Source organism: Pseudomonas sp. NFPP28 (genome assembly GCF_900115535.1).
Taxonomy (GTDB): domain Bacteria; phylum Pseudomonadota; class Gammaproteobacteria; order Pseudomonadales; family Pseudomonadaceae; genus Aquipseudomonas; species Aquipseudomonas extremorientalis.
Genome location: NZ_FOWT01000007.1, coordinates 312,596 through 337,699, shown reverse-complemented (window position 1 = coordinate 337,699; position 25,104 = coordinate 312,596). Strand labels below are relative to the sequence as shown.

The following is a 25,104-nucleotide window of genomic DNA, read 5'->3' as shown; positions in this document are numbered from 1 at the left end:
TTGGAGGCTCGATATCATGATTTCCATCGGTGCAACGAACGCTGCACGCACTCAGGTGCAGTCCTTTGCGGAGCCGAAAGACTTGGTGGCAGAAGCCAAGCTCACCAAGGCTGCCAAAGCGCTCAAGGACGCTACTGAGGCGCCGCTGCGGGAAAAAAAGGACGAGGAGGGGGTGAAGGTGACCTTTTCCGGAGCTGCCTTGAAAGCCCTGACGGAGGCCAAGAAACCCAGCAACGACATCGAAGACAGCGGTCTGCCGGATAACGTCCAGCAGGTTCTCAAGATGATTCGCAAGCTCAAGGAGCAGATCGCCGAGAAGCAGGCCGAACTGCAAGCCGTGATGGCGGACAAGAGCCTCAGCCCCGACGAGGCACGGATCAAGGTCAGCAATCTGCAAGGGGCGCTTGCCCAGTTGCAAGCGAGCCTGATGACTGCACAAACCTCCCTGGCCAAGGCCATGAAAGGCCTTAGCGGGGAAGACGCGTTGAAGGCCGGCTCCCTCGCTATGGCGTAGGGTGTTTCAGATCACCCGCGAAAACCGCTGCCTGTTCTGGTGTTCCAGGTAGGCATCGAACACCATGCACACCGAACGCACCAGCAGGCGCCCGGCTGGCAAAACGCGAATGCCTTGGGCGTCGAGTTCGATCAGGCCATCCTCGGCCATCGCCGTCAGTTGCGGCCAGATGTCGTCGAAATACCCGCGAAAGTCCATGTTGAAGGCCTGCTCGATCGTCTCGAATGCCAGGCTGAAATTGCAGATCAACTGCTGAATCATCTCCCGCCGCAAGCGATCGTCCGTGGTACAGACCAGGCCGCGACTGGTGGCCAGTTGCGCGCCGGCCAGGGTGTTCTGGTAGGCGTTGAGGTCACTGCTGTTCTGGCAGTACAGGTCGCCGATCTGGCTGATCGCTGACACCCCGAGCCCGATCAAGTCGCAATGACCGTGGGTGGTATAGCCCTGGAAATTGCGCTGCAGGGTGCCTTCTTCCTGGGCGATGGCCAACTCGTCGTCGGGCAGGGCGAAGTGGTCCATGCCGATGTAACGGTAGCCGGCCTGGGTCAGTTGCTCGATGGTGGTTTGCAGCATCAGCAGCTTTGACGCCGGGGACGGCAGTTCATCGGTGTTGATGCGCCGCTGGGGCATGAAACGTTCGGGCAGGTGAGCGTAGTTGAACACCGACAAGCGGTCGGGTTGCAGCCTGATCACCTCCTCCACGGTGCGCGCAAAATTGATCGGCGTTTGCTTGGGCAGGCCGTAGATCAGGTCGACATTGATCGAGCGAAATTGCAGGGTGCGTGCGGCATCGATCACCGCGCGGGTTTCTTCCAGGCTTTGCAGGCGGTTGACTGCCCGTTGTACCTCGGGGTCGAGGTCTTGCAGGCCGATACTCACGCGGTTGAAACCTAGTTCGCGCAGCAGGCCCATGGTGGCCCAATCCGCTTCGCGTGGGTCGATCTCGATGCCGTAGTCGCCCGAATCGTCATCCAGCAAATTGAAGTGCTGGCGCAGGCAGCTCATCACCTGGCGCAATTCGTCGTGGCTGAGAAAGGTCGGGGTGCCGCCGCCGAAGTGCAGCTGTTCCACCGGCTGTCTGGGGTCGAGGTGGCACGCCACCAGCTGGATTTCCTGCTCCAGGCGTTGCAGGTAGGCCTGGGCGCGGCCACGGTCCTTGGTGATGACCTTGTTGCAGGCGCAGTAGTAGCAGATGTTCGCGCAGAACGGCACATGCACATACAACGACAGCGGCCGCACCGCCTTGCGGCTGTCGCGCAGGGCGTGGAGCAGGTCGAAGGTGCCGACCTGGCTGTCGAATTGTACGGCGGTAGGGTAGGACGTGTAGCGCGGTCCCGCCAGGTCGTAGCGGTGAATCAGATCGGTATCCCAACGAATGGCGTCGAGCATGCGGGCGTTCCCCCGGATAGGCTAGTGGGCCGAGTCTAGGGGCGTGGCGGGGATGGCATCTTGATTTGCATCAACGGGGAGCGGCGCTATGCCACATGGCGATTTAGTGGCCCATCAACCAGTGCTGGTGCGGGCCGGGCAACGTCCAGATACCGAAGAGTATGACCAGCACGCCACCGGTCATACGCACGCTGCGTTTGCGCAATAATGCAGTGACCCGTTCTGCGGCCAGGCCGGTAGCCAACAGCACCGGCCAGGTCCCCAGCCCGAACGCCAGCATCAGCAACCCGCTGTCCAGCGCATTGCCCTGGCTCGCCGCCCATAGCAGCGTGCTGTAGACCAATCCGCACGGCAACCATCCCCACAACGCGCCCAGCAGCAATGCACGCGATACGTTGGACACGGGCAGCAAACGGTTGGCGACCGGCTGTATATAGCGCCATAGGCCGCGTCCGAGGCTTTCGATACGGGTGAGACCGCTCCACCAGCCGGCCAGGTACAGGCCCATGCTGATCAACAGCAGGCCGGCGAGCACGCGCATGAACATCGCCGCCGGGCTGTTCGCCACCGCCCAGCCGGCGAGGCCGATCAACACGCCGGCCGCGGCATAGCTGAGGATGCGTCCCAGGTTGTAGGCCAGCAGCAGTTGAAACCGGCGGCCGCGTTGCTCCTTGGGGATCGCCAGGGTCAGCGCGCCCATCAACCCGCCGCACATGCCCAGGCAATGGCCTCCACCGAGCAGGCCGAGGATCAGTGCAGAGACCAGCAGCGGCGCCAGCTCAAGCATGAGGCGGGTCTTTTGGTGGTTGTTCGGAGTGGTTGGCCTCTTCGACGCCGGCCAGGTGGTTCGGGTCCTGGTCGTCGAACAGCACGCTATGGGCCGGGCCGTCGAGGTCGTCGTACTGGCCGCTGTCCACCGCCCAGAAGAAGATGTAGATGGCCACGCCCACTAACAGCAGCGCCGCCGGGATCATTACGTATAAAGCTGGCATCTGCACTCCATGCCCGCACGGCTCACACTGGCAGCGGGCGGGTTACTGAGGGGGCTCGGGCGGCCGGCGCGCTCGGCAGGCGAGTCAGGCGCAGGGCATTGAGCACCACGGTCAACGAACTGAGGGACATGCCGATCGCCGCCCAGATGGGAGTGATCCAGCCCAGGGCGGCAAACGGCAGCATAAGGCCATTGTACAACCCGGCCCACAGCAGGTTTTCAATGATTACCCGGCGAGTGCGCCGCGCCAGAGTAAAGGCTTGCACCAGGGCGTCCAGGCGGTTTGACAGCAACACTGCATCGGCGCTGGTCTTGGCCAGGTCGGTGGCCGTGCCCATCGCCACGCTGATGTCCGCGGCGGCGAGTACCGGCACATCGTTGACACCGTCGCCAAGCATCAGCACTTTGCGGCCTTGCTTGTGCAGTTGCTGAAGGACCTGCAGTTTGTCATCCGGGCGCAGGCCGCCGTGGGCCTCGTCGATACCCAGCTCGGCGGCGACGCTGGCGACCATCGGCGAACTGTCCCCGGACAGCAATAGCGTGCGCCAACCCCGCGCCTTGCACGCGGCCAGCAATGCAGGCGCATCACTGCGCAGGCGGTCGTCGAGCACGAACCAGGCCAGGGCGCCGTCGCGGTCGCCGAGTAATAGCCATTGGCCGCAAACCTCCGGCGCTGCCGGGATCGGGCAACCACTGAGTTCGCAGACAAAGCCCGGCTGGCCAATGCGCAATACGCGCTCGCCGACGCGACCTTCAAGGCCCAGTCCTGGCGAACTGACGACCTCATCGGCGGCCACTGGCGCACGCCCAAAGGCGCGGGCAATCGGGTGTTCGGAGCGGTTTTCCAGGGCGGCGGCGAGGCTCAGGCACAGGTCGGTACTCAAGGTGCCCAGCGGGCGTATGGCTCTCAACGCCAGGCGCCCTTCGGTGAGGGTGCCGGTCTTGTCGAAGATCACCGTGTCGATCTGGTTGAGCCCTTCCAGCACATGGCCGCGCGTCAACAGCAGCCCGAGTTTGTGCAAGGTGCCGGTGGCGGCGGTGAGGGCGGTAGGTGTCGCAAGGGACAACGCGCAGGGGCAGGTCGCCACCAGCATCGCCAGCACAATCCAGAACGCCCGCGACGCATCCAGCTCCCACCACAGCAAGCCGATCAGCGCGGCGGCGATCAGCGAGCACAACAGGAACCACTGTGCGGCGCGGTCGGCGATCTGCGCAAGGCGTGGTTTATCGGCCTGGGCGCGCTCCAGCAGGCGCACGATGGCGGACAGGCGCGTGTCATGGCCCAGGGCACGTACTTCGACGGTCAATGCCCCCTCGACATTCAGCGTGCCCGCCGTGACCGCATCGCCGCTTTGGCGCGGTTGCGGCAGGTACTCACCGGTGAGCAGGGATTCATCGATGCTCGATTGCCCATCGAGGATCACGCCATCCGCCGGCAGCACGGCGCCGGGGTGCACCAGCACGCGGTCGCCCAGGGTCAGTTCGGGGAGCAGGATGCGCTCGCTCTGGCCGTCGGCCTTGAGTCGCAGGCACGAGGCTGGCAGCAGGTTCACCAGTTGCGCCGTCGCGGCGGCCGTGCGCTCCCTGGCGCGGCGCTCCAGGTAACGGCCGGCCAGCAGGAACAACGCAAACATGCCCACCGCATCGAAGTACAACTCGCCCACGCCGGTGATTGCCGTCCAGATGCCCGCCAGGTAAGCCCCGCCGATGGCCAGGGACACCGAGACATCCATGGTCAGGTGGCGCGTGCGCAAGTCGCGCAAGGCGCCCTTGAAAAACGGTGCGCAGCTGTAGAACACGATGGGTGTTGTAAGAAACATCGCCACCCAGCGCAGGATCACGTGCAGCTCCGGGCTCAGGTCGATATTGAATTCCGGCCAGGTAGCCATGGTTGCCATCATTGCCTGGAACCACAGCAAGCCGGCCACGCCCAATTGGCGCAGGGCCAGGCGATTTTCGCCGGCCAGCTGCTCGGCAGCGCGATCGGCCTGATAGGGGTGAGCGGCGTAGCCGATATGGCGCAGTTCACTGAGCAGGTGGCTCAATGGCAGTTGCCCATCAACCCAACGAACGTGCAGGCGGTGGTTGGACAGGTTCAACCGCGCCTCGGCCACGGCGGGCAGGCTGCGCAGGTGTTTCTCGATCAGCCAGCCGCAGGCGGCGCAGCTGATGCCCTCCATCAGCAGGGTGGTTTCGGCCAGCTCGCCCTCGTGGCGCACGAAGGGTTTCTGCACGTCGGCGCGGTCATACAGCGCCAATTCGTCCACCAGTTGCACCGGCAACGCCTCAGGGTTGGCCGAGGCTTCGCTGCGGTGCTGGTAATAACTTTCCAGGCCACCGGCCACGATGGCTTCGGCCACGGCCTGGCAGCCGGGGCAGCAGAGTTCGCGGCGCTCACCGAGGATGACCGTGGTGAAACGGCTACCGGAGGGGACGGGGAGGGCGCAGTGGTAGCAGGGGGTGGTCATGGCTTGGGAATCTATGGTGGCTGGTAGGGCCTCATCGGGGGCAAGCCCCCTCCCACATTTGACTGATTTCACCAATAGATATGTGTAAACCCAATCCAGTGTGGGAGGGGGCTTGCCCCCGATGCGCGAAGCGCAGGCTTTTTACTTTTTCAGGTCTTCGGCACCCTGCAACGGTTCATCACCCAGCAGCAAGTCCTTGTCGTGGCTGACTTGTTCTTCCTCGAACATGCGCCAGGTCCGGTCGCCTTCCACGCCGAGCAACTCGACGAACCGCCGGCCTTCGACCTTGTCGGTGACCTGGCCGATGTAGCGGCCGGGCTCGCTGTCGCTGCGGGCCAGGTTGATCTTGCGGTCTTTCTCCGGCTGGGTCGGGGAAATCAGGTTCAATTCCAGGGTTTTCGGGTTGCTGTAGCCGGTGAGGTTGACCTCGACTTCACCGGTCAGCTCATCCAGGTGCACCTTGGCGCGCAGTTGCAAGGTCTGGGCCAGCAGCTCGCGGTCCAGGGAGCGGTTGATGCCTTTGCCGGCCTCGTAGTAGTTGTCGTTGACCAGGTTGTCCGGGTTGTTCACCGCGATGGTCACCATGGACAGGGTCAAGGTCACCGAACAGGCCAGGATGCCGATGATGATCCACGGCCAGAGGTGCTTGTACCAAGGGCTTGCGGCGGTTGCTACGGACATTGTTCGGTTCCCTGTTAGCGGACTTGAGGGCCGATGAATCGGCTCTTGGCTTCAATATGGACGCTGGCGTCATCGGCATCGGTGAGGATGAATTTCACCTCGTTGGTGCTCGACGGCAATTGTTCCGGCGCACTCGACAGCTCCACCGGCATGCTGACGATATCGCCGGCCGCCACCTTGATCTCCCGGCGGCCTTGCAGCTTGAGGTCGGGCAGGCCGGCGGCATCGAGCACGTAGGTGTGGTCGCGTTGGTCCTTGTTCATGATCTTCAGGCTGTAGACGTTTTCGATGCGGCCTTCGGCGTTCTCGCGGTACAGCACGCGGTCCTTGCTCACGTCGAAACCCACCAGCGAGCGCATGAAGAATGCCGCCACCAGCAGGCTGATCATCGCCAGCAACACCAGGGCGTAGCCGATCAGGCGCGGGCGCAGCTTGTGGGTTTTCTGCCCGGACAGGTTGTGCTCGGTGGTGTAGCTGATCAGGCCGCGCGGGTACTCCATCTTGTCCATGATGTTGTCGCAGGCATCGATACAGGCGGCGCAGCCGATGCACTCTATCTGCAGGCCGTCGCGGATGTCGATACCGGTGGGGCACACCTGCACGCACATCGTGCAATCGATGCAATCGCCCAGGCCCTGGGCCTTGTAGTCGGTGCCTTTTTTACGCGGGCCGCGCAGTTCGCCGCGGCGTGGGTCGTAGGAAACGATCAGGGTGTCCTTGTCGAACATCACGCTCTGGAAGCGCGCGTACGGGCACATGTAGATGCACACCTGTTCGCGCAGCCAGCCGGCGTTGCCGTAGGTGGCAAGGGTGAAGAAACCCACCCAGAAATACGACCAGCCATCGGCCTGGCCGGTGAAAAAGTCGAACACCAGTTCGCGGATCGGCGAGAAGTAGCCGACAAAGGTCATGCCGGTGACAAAGCCGATCAACAGCCACAGGGTGTGCTTGCTGAATTTGCGCAGGAATTTGTTGGCGCCCATCGGTGCCTTGTCGAGCTTGATGCGCTGGTTGCGGTCGCCTTCGGTGACCTTCTCACACCACATGAAGATCCACGTCCACACGCTCTGCGGACAGGTGTAGCCGCACCACACGCGACCGGCGTACACCGTGATGAAGAACAGGCCAAACGCGGCAACGATGAGAATGCCCGAGAGCAGGATGAAGTCCTGGGGCCAGAAAGTTGCCCCGAAAATGAAGAACTTGCGCTCGGGCAGGTTCCACCACACGGCCTGGTGGCCACCCCAGTTCAGCCACACCGTGCCGAAGTACAGCAGGAACAGACCGGCCCCGCCGAGCATGCGCAAGTTGCGGAACAGGCCGGTGAAGGCGCGCGTGTAGATTTTCTCTCGCGAGGCGTAGAGGTCGACGGTTTTGGCAGGCGGGGTAACGTCATGTACCGGTATCTGGTTACTCATCATTGCATCCCACGGCGGTGGAGATTTGCCTTGGCCAGTACGTGCCAGCCGGGGTCAAATTAGGGGTGTTGCAGTGGTGTAATGATACGCCCCCGGTGGTGCTGAAAGGGGGCGACCTAAGTGATCTGGATCAATTGATCTGGCAAGTATGGCCGGTTTTGGCTGGCCCGGTTCTCTGAAACACTGCGGATCCAATGTGGGAGGGGGCTTGCCCCCGATAGCGGTGGATCAGCGACAGATGCACTGACTGACACACTGCAATCGGGGGCAAGCCCCCTCCCACATTGGTATTGCAGCGGCTTTTATTGCTCTTCAGCCTTCTTATCCCCATGGGACAAGCTGTACACATACGCCGCCAGCAAGTGCACCTTGTCATTGCCTTGCAGCTGTTCCTGCGCCGGCATCTGGCCCTGGCGGCCCCAACGGATGGTCTGTTGCAGTTGGGCGAAGCTCGAGCCGTAGATGAAGGCGCCCGGGTGGGTCAGGTCGGGCGCGCCCATGGCAGGAGTGCCTTTACCGGCCGGGCCGTGGCAGGCCACGCAGTTGGCGGCGAAGAGTTTCTCGCCGTTGGCCACATCGGCTTTCACGCCTTCGGGCAGTTTGCGCCCGTCGAGGTTGGTGAGCACGAACGCAGCCACATCGCTGACGCCTTGCTCCTTGAGGATATCCAACCAGGCCGGCATCACCGCATGACGGCCCTTCATGATGGTTTCCTTGATGGTGGCAGGCTCGCCGCCCCAGCGCCAGTCGGCATCGGTCAGGTTGGGGAAGCCATAGGCGCCCTTGGCATCGGAACCGTGGCACACCGAGCAGTTGGAGGCGAACAGGCGACCCCCCATCTTCAACGCTTGCGGGTCTTTGGCCACTTCTTCAATCGGCATCGACGCGAATTTGGCGAAGATCGGCCCGAACTTGGCGTCCGACCTGGCCATTTCCTTTTCCCATTCGTGCACGCCGGTCCAGCCGGTCTGGCCATTGGCGAAGGGGGTTTGCTTGTCGGTGTCGAGGTAGTTGTAGCCCGGCAGCAGGCCCTTCCAGTTGCCCAGGCCGGGGTACAGCGCCAGGTAGCCGAGGGCGAAGACGATGGTGCCGACGAACAGCATGAACCACCACTTGGGCAGCGGGTTGTCGTATTCCTCGATGCCGTCGAACGAATGGCCGACGGTCTCGTCGGTTTGCTCGGCGCGCTGGCCCTTGCGGGTCGACAGCAGCAGCCAGGTCAGGGCGAAGATGGTACCCAGACTGAGGACTGTGACGTACAGACTCCAGAACGTAGTCATTCTTTGTTACTCCTAGAAGCTTGCTCGACGTGCTTGATGGCTTCGGGATCATCCGCAAAGGGCAGCAAGGTCGCGTCTTCAAACTCCGACTTGCGCTTGGGGCTGAACACCCACAACGCCAGGCCGATAAAGGCCACCATCACCACAACGGTGCCCAGGCCACGAATCATCCCGATATCCATAGATCACCGTTTGCTTTTGATGATGGTGCCCAGGCCCTGCAGGTAGGCCACCAGTGCGTCCATTTCGGTCTTGCCCTTCACGGCGGCCGCTGCACCGGCGATGTCTTCGTCGGTGTAGGGCACGCCCAGGGTGCGCAAGACCTCCATCTTCTTCGCGGTGTCCTTGCCGTCGAGCTTGTTTTCCACGAGGAACGGGTACGCCGGCATTTTCGACTCAGGCACCACATTGCGCGGGTTGTACAGGTGCGCACGCTGCCAGTCATCGGAGTAACGCCCGCCGACACGGGCCAGGTCCGGGCCGGTACGCTTGGAACCCCACAGGAACGGGTGGTCCCACACGCTTTCACCGGCGACCGAGTAGTGGCCGTAGCGTTCGGTTTCGGCACGGAACGGGCGGATCATCTGCGAGTGGCAGCCGACACAGCCGTTGGCGATGTAGACGTCGCGGCCTTCCAGTTCAAGGGCGGTGCGCGGCTTCATGCCTTCCACCGGCTTGTTGGTCACGTCCTGGAAAAACAGCGGAACGATCTGGGTCAGGCCGCCGATACTCACGGCGATGACCATGAAGAAGGCCAGCAGGCCGATATTCTTCTCGACTACTTCATGCTTCATCAGTGAGCTCCCACAACGGCGATCTTGGCGGCGGCTTCGGCTTCTGCCGGGTCGGCGGCACGCACGGTGCGCCAGACGTTGTAGGCCATCAGGAACATGCCGGAGGCAAAGAATGCACCGCCCAGGGCGCGCACGATGTAACCCGGATGGCTGGCTTGCAGCGCTTCGACGAAGGAGTAGGTGAGGGTGCCGTCATCGTTGATGGCTCGCCACATCAGGCCCTGGGTGATGCCGTTGACCCACATCGAGGCGATGTAGAGCACGGTGCCGATGGTGGCCAGCCAGAAGTGCGCGTTGATCAGGCCAACGCTGTGCATCTGCGGACGGCCGAACAGTTTGGGGATCATGTGGTACAGCGCGCCGATGGAGATCATCGCCACCCAACCGAGGGCGCCGGCGTGTACGTGGCCGATGGTCCAGTCGGTGTAGTGGGACAGCGAGTTGACGGTCTTGATCGCCATCATCGGCCCTTCGAAGGTCGACATGCCGTAGAACGCCAGCGACACCACCAGGAAGCGCAGGATCGGATCGGTGCGCAATTTATGCCAGGCGCCGGACAGGGTCATCATGCCGTTGATCATGCCGCCCCAGCTCGGGGCCAGCAGGATGATCGACATCGCCATGCCCAGGGACTGTGCCCAGTCCGGCAACGCGGTGTAGTGCAAGTGGTGCGGGCCGGCCCAGATGTACAGGGTGATCAGCGCCCAGAAATGCACGATGGACAGGCGGTACGAGTAAATGGGACGTTCGGCCTGTTTCGGCACGAAATAGTACATCATCCCCAGGAAACCCGTGGTGAGGAAGAAACCCACGGCGTTGTGGCCGTACCACCACTGGATCATCGCGTCCGTGGCCCCGGCGTAGGCCGAGTAGGACTTGAACAGGCTCACCGGCAACGAGGCGTGGTTGACGATGTGCAGCATCGCCGTCACCAGGATGAACGCGCCGTAGAACCAGTTGCCCACGTAGATGTGCTTGGTCTTGCGCTTGACGATGGTGCCGAAGAACACCACGGCGTAGGTCACCCACACGATGGCGAGCAAAATGGCGATGGGCCATTCCAGCTCGGCGTATTCCTTGGTGGTGGTGTAGCCCAGTGGCAGGGTGACGATGGCGCCAACGATGACTGCTTGCCAACCCCAGAAGGTGAAGGCCGCAAGGCTGTCGGAGATCAGTCGCGTCTGGCAGGTTCGCTGCACGACATAGTAGGAGGTGGCAAACAATGCACATCCGCCGAAGGCGAAGATCACCAGGTTGGTGTGCAGCGGGCGCAGGCGGCCAAAGGTCGTCCATGGCAAACCGAAATTCAATTCCGGCCAGACCAGTTGCGAGGCGATGAACACCCCGAGCCCCATGCCAAGGATCCCCCAGACCACCGTCATGATGGCGAACTGGCGGACTACCTTATAGTTATAAGCAGTCGGACTGATTGCTGTGCTCATTCTAAGGTTCCACGGTTTAGGTTTTTTTATAGGTAAAATCGGCCGCAAGTATGTAGAAAGCGAGGGGTCATTGCAACGCAATGACTGACCGGTATCAATGCGTTCCACGCCAGATTCTGCGCCCTTTCCATGTTTGGTGTAAGGACAAAATCGGAAATCGAAAGCTGATCGAGTGGACAGGAAAATTCGAGGGTCGCAACGAATGTCGTTGCGTACGCCAGGATCGGTCCGCTGTGGGAACAAGCGTAGACCCGAAAGTGAGGAGGGGAAAGTTGTGCTTTGGAGGGGTGTGACACTTGGTCGCGTACAGCGCCAGGGTTGCCGCCCCAAAATGGGGCGGCGATCAGAGGTTATTGCGCCTGGCTTTCTGGCGTTGCGCCATCAGCGTTGTGGGACAGGCTGTAAACGTAGGCGGCCAGCAGATGCACCTTGTCATTGCCTTGCAGCACTTCCTGCGCCGGCATCTGGCCCTGGCGGCCGTGGCGGATGGTCTGCTGCAACTGCGCGAGGCTGGTGCCGTAGATGTAGCCGGCCGGTTTGGTCAGGTCAGGCGCGCCCATGGCTTCCATGCCGTGGCCTTCCGGCCCGTGGCAGGCGACACAGGTGGTGTTGAAGGCTGCCTGGCCGGCAGCCACATCGGCGCTGCTGTCGGCGGGCAGGGGCAACTTGGCCAGGTCGTGGCGAACAAAGGCCGCAACGTTTTTTACACCCTCATCGCCGAGCATGTCACCCCAGGCCGGCATCGCCGCGTGGCGACCGTTGAGGATGGTGGTCTTGATCGCCTCGGCCGAACCGCCCCAGCGCCAGATGTTGTCCGCCAGGTTCGGGAAGCCAAACGCGCCCTTGGCGTCCGAGCCGTGGCACACCGCGCAGTTGGAGGCGAACAGGCGACCGCCCATTTTCAGCGCTTGCGGGTCTTTGGCCACTTCTTCCACGGGCATGGCCGAGAATTTGGCGAAGATCGGCCCGAACTTGGCGTCGGCCTTGGCCATTTCCTTGTCCCATTCCTTGGCCTGGGTCCAGCCGTCTTCATAGCCCGGCAACACGCCTTTCCAGTTGCCCAGGCCCGGGTAGAGGATCAGGTAGCCGACCGCGAACACCAGGGTGCCGGCGAACAGCATGAACCACCACTGGGGCAGCGGGTTGTCGTATTCCTCGATACCGTCGAAGGCGTGGCCCATGGTCTGGTCGACGCTGCCCTTGGTCTCGCCCTTGCGGGTGCCGACCAGCAGCCAGGTCAAGCCGATCAGGCTGCCGAGGGTCAGTACGCAGATCCATGTACTCCAGAATAGGGTCATGGCCGGGTGCTCCTTATTGCAGGCTCTTCTTGAGCGTCGGATGGAGAGGGTTCATCGGCGAAGGGCAGCAGGCGCGCCTGCTCGAATTCCGCATTGCGCCGGTTGTTGAACACCCACAGCGACAGGCCGATAAAGGCGATGGCAACCACCAGCGTGCCGAGGCCGCGGATGGTGCCTGCATCGAATTCAAATCCCATGGCTCACCTCTTGCTCTTGATGGCGGTGCCGAGCACTTGCAGGTACGAGACCAGCGCGTCCATCTCGGTCTTGCCCTTGAGGCTGGCCACGGCGCCACTGATGTCGTCGTCGGTGTACGGCACGCCGAGGGTGCGCATCACTTTCAACTTGGTCTCGGTGTGGCTGCTGTCGACGGCGGCGGTGACCAGCCATGGATAGGCCGGCATTTTCGACTCGGGCACCACGTTGCGCGGGTTATACAGGTGCGCGCGGTGCCAGTCGTCCGAGTAGCGTGCGCCGACGCGCGCCAGGTCTGGACCGGTGCGCTTGGAGCCCCACAGGAACGGGTGGTCCCACACACTTTCACCGGCGACCGAGTAATGGCCGTAGCGTTCGGTTTCGGCGCGGAACGGGCGGATCATCTGCGAGTGGCACTGTACGCAGCCTTCGCGGATGTAGATGTCGCGGCCTTCCAGTTGCAGCGCGGTGTAGGGTTTCATGCCCTCCACCGGCTTGTTGGTCACGTCCTGGAAGAACAGCGGGACGATCTGGGTCAGGCCACCGATGCTCACGGCAAGCACCATGAGCAGCATCAGCAGGCCGACGTTCTTTTCAATCGTTTCGTGTTTCATCACAGACTCCTCAGGCCAACTGCGCAGTGGTGGCGGCTTCGACAGGCTGCGCCGAACGCACGGTGCGCCAGGTGTTGTAAGCCATCAGGAACATGCCGCTGAGGAAGATCGCACCGCCCACCAGCCGCACGATGAAGCCAGGGTGGCTGGCCACCAGGGTTTCGACGAAGGAGTAGGTCAAGGTGCCGTCTTCGTTGACCGCCCGCCACATCAAGCCCTGGGCGATACCATTGACCCACATCGAGGCGATGTAGAGCACGGTGCCGATGGTGGCCAGCCAGAAGTGCGCGTTGATCAGGCCGAGGCTGTACATCTGCTCGCGGCCGAAGACTTTCGGGATCATGTGGTACAACGCGCCGATGGAGATCATCGCCACCCAACCGAGGGCGCCGGCGTGTACGTGGCCGATGGTCCAGTCGGTGTAGTGGGAGAGGGCGTTGACGGTCTTGATTGCCATCATCGGGCCTTCGAACGTCGACATGCCGTAGAACGCCAGTGACACCACGAGGAAGCGCAGGATCGGGTCGCTGCGCAACTTATGCCAGGCGCCCGACAGGGTCATCATGCCGTTGATCATGCCGCCCCAGCTCGGTGCCAGCAGCACCAGGGACATCACCATGCCCAGGGACTGTGCCCAGTCCGGCAGCGCGGTGTAGTGCAAGTGGTGCGGGCCGGCCCAGATGTACAGGGTGATCAGCGCCCAGAAGTGCACGATGGACAAGCGATAGGAATACACCGGACGCTCGGCCTGCTTGGGCACGAAGTAATACATCATGCCGAGGAAACCGGCGGTGAGGAAAAAGCCTACCGCGTTATGCCCATACCACCACTGCACCATGGCATCCGTCGCACCGCCATAGAGGGAGTAGGACTTGGTCAGGCTGACCGGGATTTCCAGGTTGTTGACGATATGCAGGATGGCCACGGTGATGATGAACGCACCGAAGAACCAGTTGCCGACGTAGATGTGCTTGGTGTTGCGCTTGGCCACGGTGCCAAAGAACACGATGGCATAGGCCACCCAGACAATGGTGATCAGGATGTCGATCGGCCATTCCAGCTCGGCGTATTCCTTGGAGCTGGTGTAGCCCAGCGGCAGGGAGATCGCTGCCAGCAGGATGACCAACTGCCAGCCCCAGAAGCAGAACGCGGCGATTTTCGGCGCGAACAGCTGCGTCTGGCAGGTACGCTGCACCGAGTAGAAGGAGCTGGCGAACAACGCGCAGCCACCGAAGGCGAAGATCACCGCGTTGGTGTGCAGCGGGCGCAGGCGGCCGAAGCTGGTCCAGGGCAAGTCGAAGTTGAGTGCAGGCCACACCAATTGGGCCGCGAGAAAAACCCCGAGCCCCATGCCGACGATGCCCCACACCACCGTCATAATGGCGAATTGGCGGACCACCTTGTAGTTATAGGCGGTACTTAAAGTAGTGTTCATGGTTCCCCATCCACGGTTCAACCCAAGCAGATGCGGCACTTGGGCTGGAGTTATAGGCAGACTAAAAAGCGAGGCAAGCATGGGCAAAGAGCACAAGGCCAGTATTGACGGGGATCAATGGGCGCAGTGTGTGCGGGAACATGGGTGGTTGTGGGATGTCGCGGCGGGGGCGGCTGAGGCTGCACCCGCGACGCTGATCCTGGCCCACGGCGCCGGTGCACCGATGGACTCATCCTTCATGAACGATATGGCTGCACGCCTTGCCGGGCATGGCGTCAACGTGTTGCGCTTCGAGTTTCCCTACATGGCCCAGCGCCGGGTTGACGGCGGTAAACGCCCGCCCAACCCGGCCCCGAAGCTACTCGAATGCTGGCGTGAGGTGTATGCCGAGGTGCGACGTCATGTCGCTGGGAAACTGGCCATTGGCGGCAAGTCCATGGGCGGGCGCATGGCCAGTTTGCTGGCTGATGAATTGGGTGCCAATGGGCTGGTGTGCCTGGGCTATCCGTTCTATGCGGTGGGCAAGCCGGAAAAGCCACGGGTCGAACATCTGGTCGGGCTGAGGACGCCAACCTTGATTGTGCAGGGCGAGCGCGATGCACTGGGCAATCGGGCGGCGGTGGAAGGGTATGAGCTGTCGCCGAGCATCCAGGTGATGTGGCTGGTGGCGGGGGATCATGACTTGAAGCCTTTGAAGGCGTCGGGGTTCAATCATGAGCAGCATCTGGAAGCCGCGGCAGTGGGGGGGGCTGGGTTTTTGGCTGGCCTATAGGGCCTCATCGGAGCGGCGCGACGCTTCGACAAGCCCCTCCCACACTTGACCGTGTTCTCACATTCCAATTGTGAACACAGTCAAAGGTGGAGGGGGCTTGCCCCCGATAGCGACCTACCGGTTAAACCGCTCCACCAGCGAGTACTGAGTATTGGCGGTATGCGTCAGCTCTTCACTCAACTGCGCCGAGTTCAGCGCCTGCTCCGAGGTCTGGTCCGCCAACAGCGCAATGGTGCTGATGTTGCGGCTGATCTCTTCGGCCACCGAGCTTTGCTCTTCGGTGGCAGCCGCGATCTGGGTAGTCATATCGGTGATATGCGCCACCGCTTCACTGATGCCCACCAACGCCTGGTCCGCTTCCATCACCCGCGCTACACCTTCTTCGGCCTGGCGATGCCCGGCGTCCATGGTTTGCACGGCGGCAGCGGCGGTCTGCTGCAGCTTGGCGATCAATGCATGGATCTGCCCGGTTGACTCGGCGGTACGCTGGGCCAGTTGGCGGACTTCATCGGCCACCACCGCAAAACCACGGCCCATCTCCCCGGCACGCGCCGCTTCGATGGCGGCGTTGAGCGCCAGCAGGTTGGTCTGGTCGGCAATGCCCTTGATCACGTCGACCACACCGCCGATTTCATCGCTGTCCTTGGCCAACTGGGTCACAGTCACACCGGTCTCACCCACAGCCACGGACAGACGCTGGATCGCCTCGCGGGTTTCCCCGGCGATATCGCGGCCGCGACCGGTCAGGCGGTTGGCCTCTTGGGTCGCATCGGCCGTGCGCTGCACATGGCTGGCGACTTCCTGGGTAGTCGCCGCCATCTGGTTGACCGCCGTGGCCACCTGCTCGGTCTCGACGCGCTGGCGTTCCAGGCCGCTGGAGCTGTTATGGGCCAGGGTGTTGGACTGTGCGGCCTGGTCGTTGAGGTGTTCGGCAGTGTCCTGCAGGCGGGTGAGGCAGGTCTTGAGACGCGCCTCCTGGCTGAGGATCGACATTTCCAGGCGCGCCTGGGCGCCACGGCTGTCGGTGTACATCTGCGCGATCAACGGGTCGGAGGTGGTCTGCTCGGCCAGGCGCAGCAAACGCTTGAGGCCGCGCTGTTGCCAGCTCAGGCCGAGCAGGCCCAGCGGCACCGACAACCCCGCCGCCAGGGCAAAGCCCCAGTGGGAGTTGAGTGAAGCGCCAATCATGAAGCTCAACTGACTCACCAGGATAAACGGCAGCCAGTCCTGCAACACCGGCAACCACTTGTCCCGCTGAGGGATCGCCGACTTGCCCTGGTTGATGCGTTGGTAGAGCGCTTCGGCCCGGCGGATCTGCTCGGCGGTGGGCTTGATGCGCACCGATTCGTAGCCGACCACCTGGTTGCCTTCGAAAACCGGCGTCACATAGGCGTTAACCCAGTAGTGGTCACCGGTCTTGCAGCGATTCTTGACAATGCCCATCCATGGCAAGCCTTGTTTGAGCGTTGACCACATGTGCGCGAACACCGCCGCCGGAACGTCCGGGTGACGCACCAGGTTGTGCGGGGCACGCACCAGTTCGTCACGGGAGAACCCACTGATTTCGACGAAGGCGTCGTTGCAGTAGGTGATCACGCCTTTGGCATCTGTGGTGGAGATCAACCGTTGCTGAGCGGGGAAGGTACGTTCGCGCTGGGTAACGGGTTGGTTATTACGCATGATTGTTCAATCCGCAAGGCTTTCAGGGGGTATCGGCAAGAACGGCGGTTTATTTAACTTATTTTTGCAACAATCGACGGGATGCACGTTCCCCAGCAGGAGATCAACCGGCCAGCATCGGGTAGGTAAACAACCCGAAGTGAAGCAGATTCAAGCCAAAGTGCGTGGCCACCGCTGCGCCCAGGCCGCCAAACCGATAGGCCAGGCCGTAACCCACCCCGGCGATGCTCGCCAGCAATACCCAATGCCAGCCTGCGCCGATGTGCACCAGGCCGAACAGCAGCGAGGCCAGAAGCAGCGCCAGGTTCTCGCCGTAAGGGAGGTGTTTGAAACGTCGGCTCAAACCGCCCTGTACGTAACCCCGGAACAGGGCTTCTTCCACCAGCGTCACCAGCAGCAGGTTATTAAGTACCCAGAGCCAGGCCTGTTCCGGCCATTTCGGTGCCCAACTGATCACGCCCAGCAACGCCGCTCCGCCGAGGGCGGCGATGGCGGTGAGGGTCAACGCCAGGGCGGCCACGCAGATCGACAAACGCAACGAACGCCGCGCCACAATCCACGGGCAGGCCAGCAACAGCCAGAAGCCGATCAGCGGTTTGTCCTGGTTCAGGTACATCGAGAAGGGTACTGCATCCTCGGTGAAACGCTGCGAGGCAATGCCGCGCCCGTTGTAGAAACCCGGCAACCAGTGCATCGCCAGGCTCAGGGCCAGCACCACAAACAGCCCGTGGCCCAGGTAGCGTGCCCACGGCGTGCGTTGCTGGCGTACGGCGTAGCCGGCAATCAGCAGCAGGGCGACGGACACGCCCGCCAGCGCGCCCAATTGCCCGTAGATCAAGGCCAGTAGATAGCCAATGGAAAGAAGCGCCAGGTACAGCCAGGGCAATGCGATCATGGGAAATCCTTGGGAAAAACTGGGCGGCATTATAGCGATCTGTCCTACGGGCCCCACATGAAACTCCTCCATTCAGAGTGATTGCAAAACCTATCACCGGCTGGTTATAGTCCGAGCCTCTTCATCCCTTCACACAAGATCAGCCCATGCCTGCTTCCCAGCGCACAGCGGTAGTCGATTCAGCGGTCAACGCTGCGGTCGTGCCGTGCGGGGACAAGCAGCCTGCGCAGATCAGTCACTACCCTCCACCTGTCAGCAGCACGTCGGTGTACGCAGTCGTATCACCGCCGGGTGTTGGTATTGCGGGCTGATCAGCTGATCGCTGTTCCCGTCTGCCCGCCTGAAAAAAACCTAATGCATTTCAGCGTCTGCTGAATCGGCTTTTTTTGCCTGATGACAGGTGGTAACCATGTCTGTTTTTTCGAAACAATCCGTGGCCGCGGCGGCCTCGACGAGCCTGTTTGTCCTGCTGTGGAGCAGTGGGGCGATCTTCTCCAAATGGGGCCTGGCCCACGCGTCACCCTTTGCGTTTCTGCTGATCCGTTTTGCCATTGCCCTCGGGGGCCTGGTGGTGCTGATACCGATCCTCAAGTTGAAACTGCCGCGCCCCGGCAAGCCACTGTTATACGCAGCGGCGACGGGGTTGGTGTTGTTGGGCGCCTACCAGATTTTCTATCTGTTGGCCCTGGACCTCAACGTCACCCCCGGCGTGATGGCAACCATCATGGGCGTACAGCCGATCCTCACCGTGGTGCTGATAGAGCGCCAGCGTTCTTTCAGCCGTGTGCTCGGCCTGGGCCTCGGTTTGGCGGGGCTGATCATGGTGGTGTATCAAGGCATCGGCCTCTCTGGCATGTCCTTGGCGGGCATGCTGTTCGGGTTGCTGGCCCTGGCCAGCATGACCTTCGGCTCGATCATGCAGAAACGCATCACCGACGAGCCCTTGGGCACGCTGCCGGTGCAGTACCTGGCGGGGTTGCTGCTGTGTTCGGTGTTTGTGCCGTTCCAGCCGTTCCATTTTGAACACAGCAGCAGCTTTTACCTGCCGGTGCTGTGGATGGGCTTGGTGGTGTCGTTGCTGGCCACGCTGTTGCTGTACCGCCTGATCGCCCGGGGCAACCTGGTGAATGTCACCAGTCTGTTCTATCTGGTGCCGGCGGTGACGGCGGTGATGGACTACCTGATCTTTGGCAATAGGCTTGGGATGTTGAGCCTGTTGGGGATGGGGTTGATCATCATCGGTTTGGTGTTTGTCTTCCGTAAGCGTTGACACTGTATTGTAGGAGCCCGGCAAGCCGGGCTCCTACAATTTTCGCGGCCGCAACACCAACCACAACGCCCCCGCAATCAACACCCCGCCATACAGATGCGCCATGGACAATGGCTCATCCAGCAACAACGCGCCCCACAACACCCCAAACGGCGGAATCATGAAGGTAACGGTCATCGACTTAACCGGCCCGATGGACGTCAGCAACCGGAAGTAAAGAATGTAGGCAAACGCCGTACACACCAGCCCCAACCCCAGCAACGATCCCCACACCTGCCATCCACCCCAACTCGCCGGCGGTTGGCTGATGGCGCTGTAGGCAAAGAACGGCAACAGGAACAACGTCGCGCCGAGCATGCTGCCCAGGGCCGACAGGCGGCTGTCCAAGCCACCGCGCTGATCCAGCCAGCGCCTTGCCAGGAACCCGGCAAAGCCGTAACAGGTGGTCGCCAGCAAACAGGCCAGCGCGCCCATCAATAATTCCAGGTCAAACGCCACCGGCCCGGCGCGGGTCAGCACTCCCACGCCAAACAGGCCCAGGCACACCCCGGCGACTTTCGATGGGGTCAGGCGTTCGCTGAAGAACAACCCGCCAATCAGCACACCCATCAACGGCGTGGTGGCGTTGAAGATCGCCGAGTAACCCGCCGGAAGCACCTGGGCGGCGACTGAATACATGGTCGCGGGAATGCCGGAGTTGATCACACCGAGCAGCAATACAGTCTTGAACTTACCCTGGAAATCCCAGCTCACCCGCATCACCGCCAGGATCACCAGCAACCCGGCGGCGGCGATCGACACGCGGAAAAACGCCGTCGGCAGCGTGCCGATCTCCGGCGCGATAATGCGCATGAACAGGAAGCTCGCGCCCCAGATGGCGGCGAGCCCCAGCAGGTACAAGGTGTCGACAGGTCTCACGGAACACTCCTACCTCAATAAGGCCGCGAGTGTTGCATGACATGTCTAATGATTACAGGACAAACCGCGTCACCAGCCCATTCAGGTCCACCGCCAGGCGTGACAGTTCCTGGCTGGCGGCCGAGGTCTGGGTGGCACCGGCGGCGGTCTGGGTGGACAGGTCGCGGATGTTCACCAGGCTGCGGTCCACGTCACGTGCCACCAGCGCCTGCTGCTCGGCGGCGCTGGCGATCACCAGGTTGCGCTGGCTGATCTGCGAGATGGCCGCGGTGATTTTCTCCAGGGCGCTACCGGCGCTGTTGGCCCGTTGCAGCGTCTGGCCGGCGTGCTCGGCGCTGCTGTTCAGCGCTTCGACCGTATCCTGGGTGCCGCGCTGGATGCCGGTGATCATCTGCTCGATTTCTTCGGTGGAGTCCTGGGTGCGTTGCGCCAGGGAGCGCACTTCATCGGCTACCACTGCAAAACCACGCCCGGCCTCGCCTGCGCGGGCTGCTTCGATGGCGGCGTTGAGCGCCAGCAGGTTGGTTTGCCCGGCGATGCCGCGGATCACTTCCAGCACCTTGCTGATGTCCTGGGCTTGCACGGCCAGGCCTTCGGCCTTGTTCGAGGCGCCGAGCACCTCGTCGACCAGGTTCTGGATCGAGCTGATGGTTTCGCTGATCTGGTAGTGGCCGTGCTTGCTGTCCTCGTCGGAGGCCTGGGACGCCTCGGCGCTGGACACCGCATTGCCTGCCACTTCGTCCACGGCCGCGCTCATTTCGGTGACGGCGGTGGCCGCCTGTTCGATCTCATCGTTCTGCGCCTGCAGGCTACGGGTGCTTTGTTCCATCACCGAGCTCATCTCCTCGGCGGCGGAGGCCAGCTGTTGCGCCGATTCGCTGATGCCCCGGATGGTGCCTCGCAATTGCGCCTGCATGGTCGCCAGGGCGTTGAGCAATTGGGCCGGTTCGTCCTTGCCGCTGACGGCGATGGGCTGGCTCAGGTCGCCGTCGGCAATGGTGCGGGCCACGCTCAGCGCCTGGCCGAGCGGGGCGGTGATGCTGCGGGTCAGCAGCCAGGCGAGCAACAAGGTGGCGATCAAGGCGAATACGATGATCAGGCCGACGATCCACTGTGCACTGGAATAGGTCTGCGCGGCGGAATCCACGGCGGTTTCCACGCCGTTCTGGTTGAAGACGATCAGGTCCTCCAGGCTCTTGCTGAGGATCACGCCCTGGGGAGCGAGGCGGGTGTTGAGCAGGTCAATGGCGTCTTGCTGCTGATCCTTGTCCACCAGGGTGACGATCTGTTCGACGAGGGCCAGGTAAGCGTTCACGTTACCTTCGAGCTGTTTGAGCATCTGGCGTTCTTCGTCGCTGCTGAGCAGGCTTTTGTGATGCTCGAGCAGGGTTTGCAGTTCGCTGCGCTGGCGGGTGATCAGGGCTTTGCTGTTGTCACGGATCCGCGATTCGTCGGTGGTCGCCAGACGCAAGGCTTCCAGGCGGATGCTGGCGACAAAGGCTGCGCTGTCGTGGATGTTCTCGATGCTCGGCATCCACGATTGCTCGATGACCAGCGCGCTTTGGCGCAGCTTGGCCATCTGGCCCAGGCCGAACATGCCCACAATCACCAGCAAGCTGGCCAAAACCCCAAAACTCAGACTGGCACGCAGACCGATCCTCATGTTCCTCAATGACATCTCTATGCTCCTTGGGCGATTAGAACCTGTTCCCGGATCGGTCTTCGGACCTTGTTAGGGTGGGAGAGGGCGCGCTATATATCAAAGTGCCATCAAGGTGGTAATCAGGGTTTCCCTTAGTTGGATCCAACGGTGTATTTGGAGCAGAGCTCCGAGGGAAGTACGCGGGATTCCGGCGCTAAGCGGCAAGGCCGCGTCGTTGTGGGCGTATGGGGAAAACAATGTGCGACTTTTCAGTGTGTTTATTGACCAATTGGTCGAATTAAATAAATTGAAAATAAATGTACAAAATGAACGGAGTTGTACAAGGCTGCACAAAAAATGACTCTTCTCCTGTGTTCGTACACTGGCTAAGCTCAGGGCTTCCCGATGCCCGCTCGAGGTTTCCCGCATGTCGCAATCCGCCCTCGCCATTGCCCAGATGATCCTCGATGGCTTCGACGATTACCGCGAACACTTCCGCCAGATCACCGATGGCGCCCGCGAGCGTTTCGAAAAGGCCCAGTGGCAGCAGGGCCAGGCGGCGTCGGCGGCGCGCATCAACCTCTATGAGGAAAAGGTCTCCGAGGTGACCCAGCGGTTGCGTGAGCACTTCAATGACGCCGCGCTGCTCGACATCGATGTGTGGCCCGTGGTCAAAAGTGCCTACATCGGCCTGATCGACCTGCGCTTCGACGATGAACTCTCCGAGACCTGGTACAACTCGATCTTCTGCGGCCTGTTCAGCCACGACCTGATCAGCGACGGCTGCATGTTCATCCACACCACCCGGCCCAGCCTGCGCCGGGCACGGGCCGCGCAGACGCGCACCTACACGCCCGCCGGGCAAATCCCGCAAATGCTCGCGCAGATCTTTGCCGACTACCGCTTCAGCGAACCCTACGCCGACCTCGCAGCCGACCTTCATCGCCTCGAAACCCAACTGCGGGAAAACCTGCCGGACTGGGTGTGCAAGGACCCGGACCTCAAGGTCGAGCTGTTTTCCTCGGTGCTCTACCGTAATAAAGGCGCCTACCTCGTCGGGCGCATCTACACCCGCGACGAACAATGGCCGCTGGTGATCCCGCTGCTGCACCGTGAAGGACAGGGCATCCAGATCGATGCGCTGATCACCGATGAAGCCGATGTGTCGATCATCTTCTCGTTCACCCGCTCCTACTTCATGGTCGATGTACCGGTGCCGGCGGAATTCATCGGCTTTCTCAAGCGCATCCTGCCGGGCAAGCACATCGCCGAGTTGTACACCTCCATCGGCTTCTACAAGCACGGCAAGTCGGAGTTCTACCGCGCCCTGATCAACCACCTGGCGACCACCGACGATCAGTTCATCATGGCCCCCGGCGTGCGCGGCATGGTCATGAGCGTGTTCACCCTGCCGGGCTTCAACACCGTGTTCAAGATCATCAAGGACCGTTTTTCACCGTCGAAAAACGTCAACCGCGCCACGGTGATCGAGAAGTACCGCCTGGTCAAAAGCGTCGATCGGGTCGGACGCATGGCTGACACCCAGGAGTTCGCCGATTTCCGTTTTCCCCTGAGCAAATTCGAACCCGAATGCCTCGTCGAATTGCTGGAAGTCGCCGCTGGCACCGTCGAAGTCGAAGGCGACACGGTGCTGATCCGTCACTGCTGGACCGAACGGCGCATGACCCCGCTCAACCTCTACCTCGACAACGCCAACCCCGCCCAGGTGCGCGAAGCTTTGGAAGACTACGGCCTGGCGATCAAACAGCTGGCGGCCGCCAATATCTTCCCTGGCGATATGCTGCTGAAGAACTTCGGCGTTACCCGCCACGGTCGCGTGGTGTTCTACGACTACGACGAAATCTGTTTTCTCACCGAAGCCAACTTCCGTCACATCCCCGCACCGCGCACCCCGGAAGATGAGATGGCCTCAGAACCCTGGTACTCCATCGGCCCGCTGGATGTGTTCCCCGAGGAATTCCCGCCGTTCCTGTTTGCGGATGCTGGTCAGCGCAAGTTGTTCGATGAGCTGCACGGGGAGCTGTACAACGCGGATTACTGGACGGGACTGCAGGAGGCGATTCGGGCCGGGAAGGTGATCGATGTCTTTCCGTATCGGCGCAAGGAGCGCGATCAACTGTAGCAGCGACTGAGTTGGGCGGCGGAACAGCTGGAATCAATTGACATGGAAACGCCCGTATTGGGTCATACCGATACGGGCTGGGTAAGCACACGATTTGTTGAGTGGGCGCCGATCAGCGAGGCGTTCCGATCATTGCCAGGCTGTTTTCTTCGGGTTGGTATCCCAGTCTCAGCGCCGTAAGGTTGATTGTCGGCTGCCATGTGGCTTGGCTGTTTGAAGTGGACGCTGGTTTTTCTGTATAGGCTGGGGGCGGCTTCGTGGCTTCGTAATAGGTTGGCGGCTCGGTAGCCTCGGCATAGCTGGGCGGATTGAAGGGGGGGTTATGGGCACTCTTGAAGTTTATGGACATAGAACCTCCTGGTTTCAAAATGCAGTGTTCTGGGTTGCAGGAGCATTAAGCCCCCAGTCGATCTCAACCGGTATGCTCCAGCGTTGCGTCATAGCGGTCGTTGACTGAGGAGCGCACCGGTGATGGCGCTCCTCTCGGCGCATCAGCTGTTTCCTTTACGGTTTTCCTTGCGAACATCCTCCAGCCAGGGTTGGTTTAGGCCCATCGCAGTCAGTTCATCCGTAACGTTGGACGCTCGGTTCTTGTCGGTAGGGTTGGTGCCATGGGTTTGCACGTCGCGAGCTTGTTTGTATAGGGATACCATTTCTTTATTAAGCTCGTTATCGGTTTTCTTGACTTCACGGGCGTTATTGAACTTTGTGATCGGGTTGCTGGTTTTTGGCGGATTAGAAAGTTGATCGATCCGTTTTTGAGTCAGATTGATAGCAGGTTGAAAACTTGACACAGGTAGCGCGGGTGTCGGGAACGTGACGGGAAGGTTTTCCAACTTGTCTTTATTTTTTTTGAGCGTTTCGAGTTCCTTTTGCTTGGTCGGGCTCAGCTTTGAATGGGGTTGTTGGTCCAGTAGTGGCGCGGATGATTGGCTCCCAGACGGTCTAAGCCACGAGCCTTGGGATGGAGTGCTTTCAGGCGCGATAGACTGATATTTGTCGGCATAACTGTGGTTACTGCCGCTGCTGTACGTGTGGTTGTTGGAGTTGATGGGCATATATACCTCGTGCGATGAGCGTGGAAGGAATTTGTCGCTTCTAGTAGCTCGAGTGGATCCAGGACCGTTGCGTCACAGGCCGCTCATGAACCCCATTCCTCGTACTGCCTGACTGGTCGTGTGAAAGCTCGAGATTCGATTTGCCGTCAAATTAGTGGGCGGTGTCGAGTAGGTCCGGGAGGATGCATTGTGCGATGGCTTCTCGGT

23 protein-coding genes are annotated in these 25,104 nt (G+C 61.5%); 4 read left to right on the top strand and 19 right to left on the bottom strand.

Annotation, left to right across the window (positions count from 1 at the left end):
• Positions 1 to 16 precede the first annotated feature (16 nt).
• Complete coding sequence (locus tag BM110_RS19950; RefSeq protein WP_093514045.1) at positions 17 to 514, top strand: hypothetical protein; 498 nt, start codon at positions 17 to 19, stop codon at positions 512 to 514.
• Positions 515 to 520: 6 nt separating this feature from the next.
• On the opposite strand, the gene hemN is transcribed toward BM110_RS19950, so the two are convergent.
• The 14 genes from hemN to ccoN (BM110_RS19880) form a co-directional block, all read right to left on the bottom strand.
• Positions 521 to 1,903, bottom strand: coding sequence for an oxygen-independent coproporphyrinogen III oxidase (gene hemN / locus BM110_RS19945; protein WP_093514044.1), 1,383 nt, complete (start codon positions 1,901 to 1,903; stop codon positions 521 to 523).
• 103 nt (positions 1,904 to 2,006) lie between these two features.
• Positions 2,007 to 2,690 carry a sulfite exporter TauE/SafE family protein gene (locus BM110_RS19940; protein ID WP_093514043.1) on the bottom strand — a complete coding sequence of 228 codons (684 nt, stop codon included), beginning with the start codon at positions 2,688 to 2,690 and terminating at the stop codon, positions 2,007 to 2,009.
• Complete coding sequence (ccoS, locus tag BM110_RS19935; protein ID WP_092242829.1) at positions 2,683 to 2,895, bottom strand: cbb3-type cytochrome oxidase assembly protein CcoS; 213 nt, start codon at positions 2,893 to 2,895, stop codon at positions 2,683 to 2,685. The genes BM110_RS19940 and ccoS overlap by 8 nt, the downstream gene beginning before the upstream one ends.
• Before the next feature lie 22 nt (positions 2,896 to 2,917).
• Entirely contained in the window at positions 2,918 to 5,362 is a 2,445-nt protein-coding gene (locus BM110_RS19930; RefSeq protein WP_093514042.1) for a heavy metal translocating P-type ATPase, read from the bottom strand.
• 141 nt (positions 5,363 to 5,503) lie between these two features.
• Complete coding sequence (locus tag BM110_RS19925; protein ID WP_071491367.1) at positions 5,504 to 6,043, bottom strand: FixH family protein; 540 nt, start codon at positions 6,041 to 6,043, stop codon at positions 5,504 to 5,506.
• 14 nt (positions 6,044 to 6,057) lie between these two features.
• Positions 6,058 to 7,461 (bottom strand): cytochrome c oxidase accessory protein CcoG, encoded by a 1,404-nt coding sequence (gene ccoG, locus BM110_RS19920; protein ID WP_071491543.1) that lies wholly within the window; start codon positions 7,459 to 7,461, stop codon positions 6,058 to 6,060.
• Positions 7,462 to 7,763: 302 nt separating this feature from the next.
• A complete protein-coding gene (gene ccoP / locus BM110_RS19915) occupies positions 7,764 to 8,741 on the bottom strand; it encodes a cytochrome-c oxidase, cbb3-type subunit III (RefSeq protein ID WP_071491366.1) in 978 nt (325 codons plus the stop codon).
• Positions 8,738 to 8,923: a CcoQ/FixQ family Cbb3-type cytochrome c oxidase assembly chaperone gene (locus tag BM110_RS19910; protein WP_003175465.1), complete on the bottom strand. Its 186-nt coding sequence runs from the start codon at positions 8,921 to 8,923 to the stop codon at positions 8,738 to 8,740. The genes ccoP (BM110_RS19915) and BM110_RS19910 overlap by 4 nt, the downstream gene beginning before the upstream one ends.
• Positions 8,924 to 8,926: 3 nt before the next feature.
• Entirely contained in the window at positions 8,927 to 9,535 is a 609-nt protein-coding gene (gene ccoO / locus BM110_RS19905) for a cytochrome-c oxidase, cbb3-type subunit II (protein ID WP_003193167.1), read from the bottom strand.
• On the bottom strand, positions 9,535 to 10,977 hold the full coding sequence (ccoN, locus tag BM110_RS19900) for a cytochrome-c oxidase, cbb3-type subunit I (protein ID WP_071491365.1): 1,443 nt from the start codon (positions 10,975 to 10,977) through the stop codon (positions 9,535 to 9,537). The genes ccoO (BM110_RS19905) and ccoN (BM110_RS19900) overlap by 1 nt, the downstream gene beginning before the upstream one ends.
• A gap of 350 nt (positions 10,978 to 11,327) precedes the next feature.
• Complete coding sequence (gene ccoP, locus BM110_RS19895) at positions 11,328 to 12,275, bottom strand: cytochrome-c oxidase, cbb3-type subunit III (protein ID WP_058427331.1); 948 nt, start codon at positions 12,273 to 12,275, stop codon at positions 11,328 to 11,330.
• Positions 12,272 to 12,472, bottom strand: coding sequence for a cbb3-type cytochrome oxidase subunit 3 (locus tag BM110_RS19890; RefSeq protein WP_010208563.1), 201 nt, complete (start codon positions 12,470 to 12,472; stop codon positions 12,272 to 12,274). The genes ccoP (BM110_RS19895) and BM110_RS19890 overlap by 4 nt, the downstream gene beginning before the upstream one ends.
• A gap of 3 nt (positions 12,473 to 12,475) precedes the next feature.
• Positions 12,476 to 13,084 carry a cytochrome-c oxidase, cbb3-type subunit II gene (ccoO, locus tag BM110_RS19885; protein WP_017735321.1) on the bottom strand — a complete coding sequence of 203 codons (609 nt, stop codon included), beginning with the start codon at positions 13,082 to 13,084 and terminating at the stop codon, positions 12,476 to 12,478.
• A 10-nt stretch (positions 13,085 to 13,094) separates the two neighbouring features.
• Positions 13,095 to 14,519, bottom strand: a complete 1,425-nt coding sequence (gene ccoN, locus BM110_RS19880) for a cytochrome-c oxidase, cbb3-type subunit I (RefSeq protein ID WP_058427329.1) — start codon at positions 14,517 to 14,519, stop codon at positions 13,095 to 13,097.
• A gap of 79 nt (positions 14,520 to 14,598) precedes the next feature.
• On the opposite strand from ccoN (BM110_RS19880), the gene BM110_RS19875 reads away from it, so the two are divergent.
• A complete protein-coding gene (locus BM110_RS19875) occupies positions 14,599 to 15,291 on the top strand; it encodes an alpha/beta family hydrolase (RefSeq protein ID WP_093514041.1) in 693 nt (230 codons plus the stop codon).
• A 114-nt stretch (positions 15,292 to 15,405) separates the two neighbouring features.
• Here BM110_RS19875 and BM110_RS19870 read toward each other — a convergent pair whose 3' ends face one another.
• Both BM110_RS19870 and BM110_RS19865 read right to left on the bottom strand, forming a co-directional pair.
• Complete coding sequence (locus BM110_RS19870; RefSeq protein WP_058427327.1) at positions 15,406 to 16,971, bottom strand: methyl-accepting chemotaxis protein; 1,566 nt, start codon at positions 16,969 to 16,971, stop codon at positions 15,406 to 15,408.
• Positions 16,972 to 17,074: 103 nt separating this feature from the next.
• A complete protein-coding gene (locus tag BM110_RS19865; protein ID WP_092242837.1) occupies positions 17,075 to 17,866 on the bottom strand; it encodes a CPBP family intramembrane glutamic endopeptidase in 792 nt (263 codons plus the stop codon).
• A 409-nt stretch (positions 17,867 to 18,275) separates the two neighbouring features.
• Between BM110_RS19865 and BM110_RS19860 the strand changes: the two genes are divergently transcribed.
• Positions 18,276 to 19,136: a DMT family transporter gene (locus BM110_RS19860; protein ID WP_092242840.1), complete on the top strand. Its 861-nt coding sequence runs from the start codon at positions 18,276 to 18,278 to the stop codon at positions 19,134 to 19,136.
• 33 nt (positions 19,137 to 19,169) lie between these two features.
• On the opposite strand, the gene BM110_RS19855 is transcribed toward BM110_RS19860, so the two are convergent.
• Together BM110_RS19855 and BM110_RS19850 are read right to left on the bottom strand one after the other, a co-directional pair.
• Positions 19,170 to 20,054: a DMT family transporter gene (locus BM110_RS19855; RefSeq protein WP_093514040.1), complete on the bottom strand. Its 885-nt coding sequence runs from the start codon at positions 20,052 to 20,054 to the stop codon at positions 19,170 to 19,172.
• Between the two features lie 52 nt (positions 20,055 to 20,106).
• Complete coding sequence (locus tag BM110_RS19850) at positions 20,107 to 21,717, bottom strand: methyl-accepting chemotaxis protein (protein ID WP_371914798.1); 1,611 nt, start codon at positions 21,715 to 21,717, stop codon at positions 20,107 to 20,109.
• A gap of 406 nt (positions 21,718 to 22,123) precedes the next feature.
• Here BM110_RS19850 and aceK point away from each other — a divergent pair, with 406 nt between their 5' ends.
• Complete coding sequence (gene aceK / locus BM110_RS19845) at positions 22,124 to 23,839, top strand: bifunctional isocitrate dehydrogenase kinase/phosphatase (protein ID WP_093122104.1); 1,716 nt, start codon at positions 22,124 to 22,126, stop codon at positions 23,837 to 23,839.
• A gap of 491 nt (positions 23,840 to 24,330) precedes the next feature.
• Here the strand turns inward: aceK and BM110_RS19840 are convergent, their stop codons facing one another.
• Positions 24,331 to 24,897 (bottom strand): hypothetical protein, encoded by a 567-nt coding sequence (locus tag BM110_RS19840; RefSeq protein WP_093514038.1) that lies wholly within the window; start codon positions 24,895 to 24,897, stop codon positions 24,331 to 24,333.
• Positions 24,898 to 25,104 lie beyond the last annotated feature (207 nt).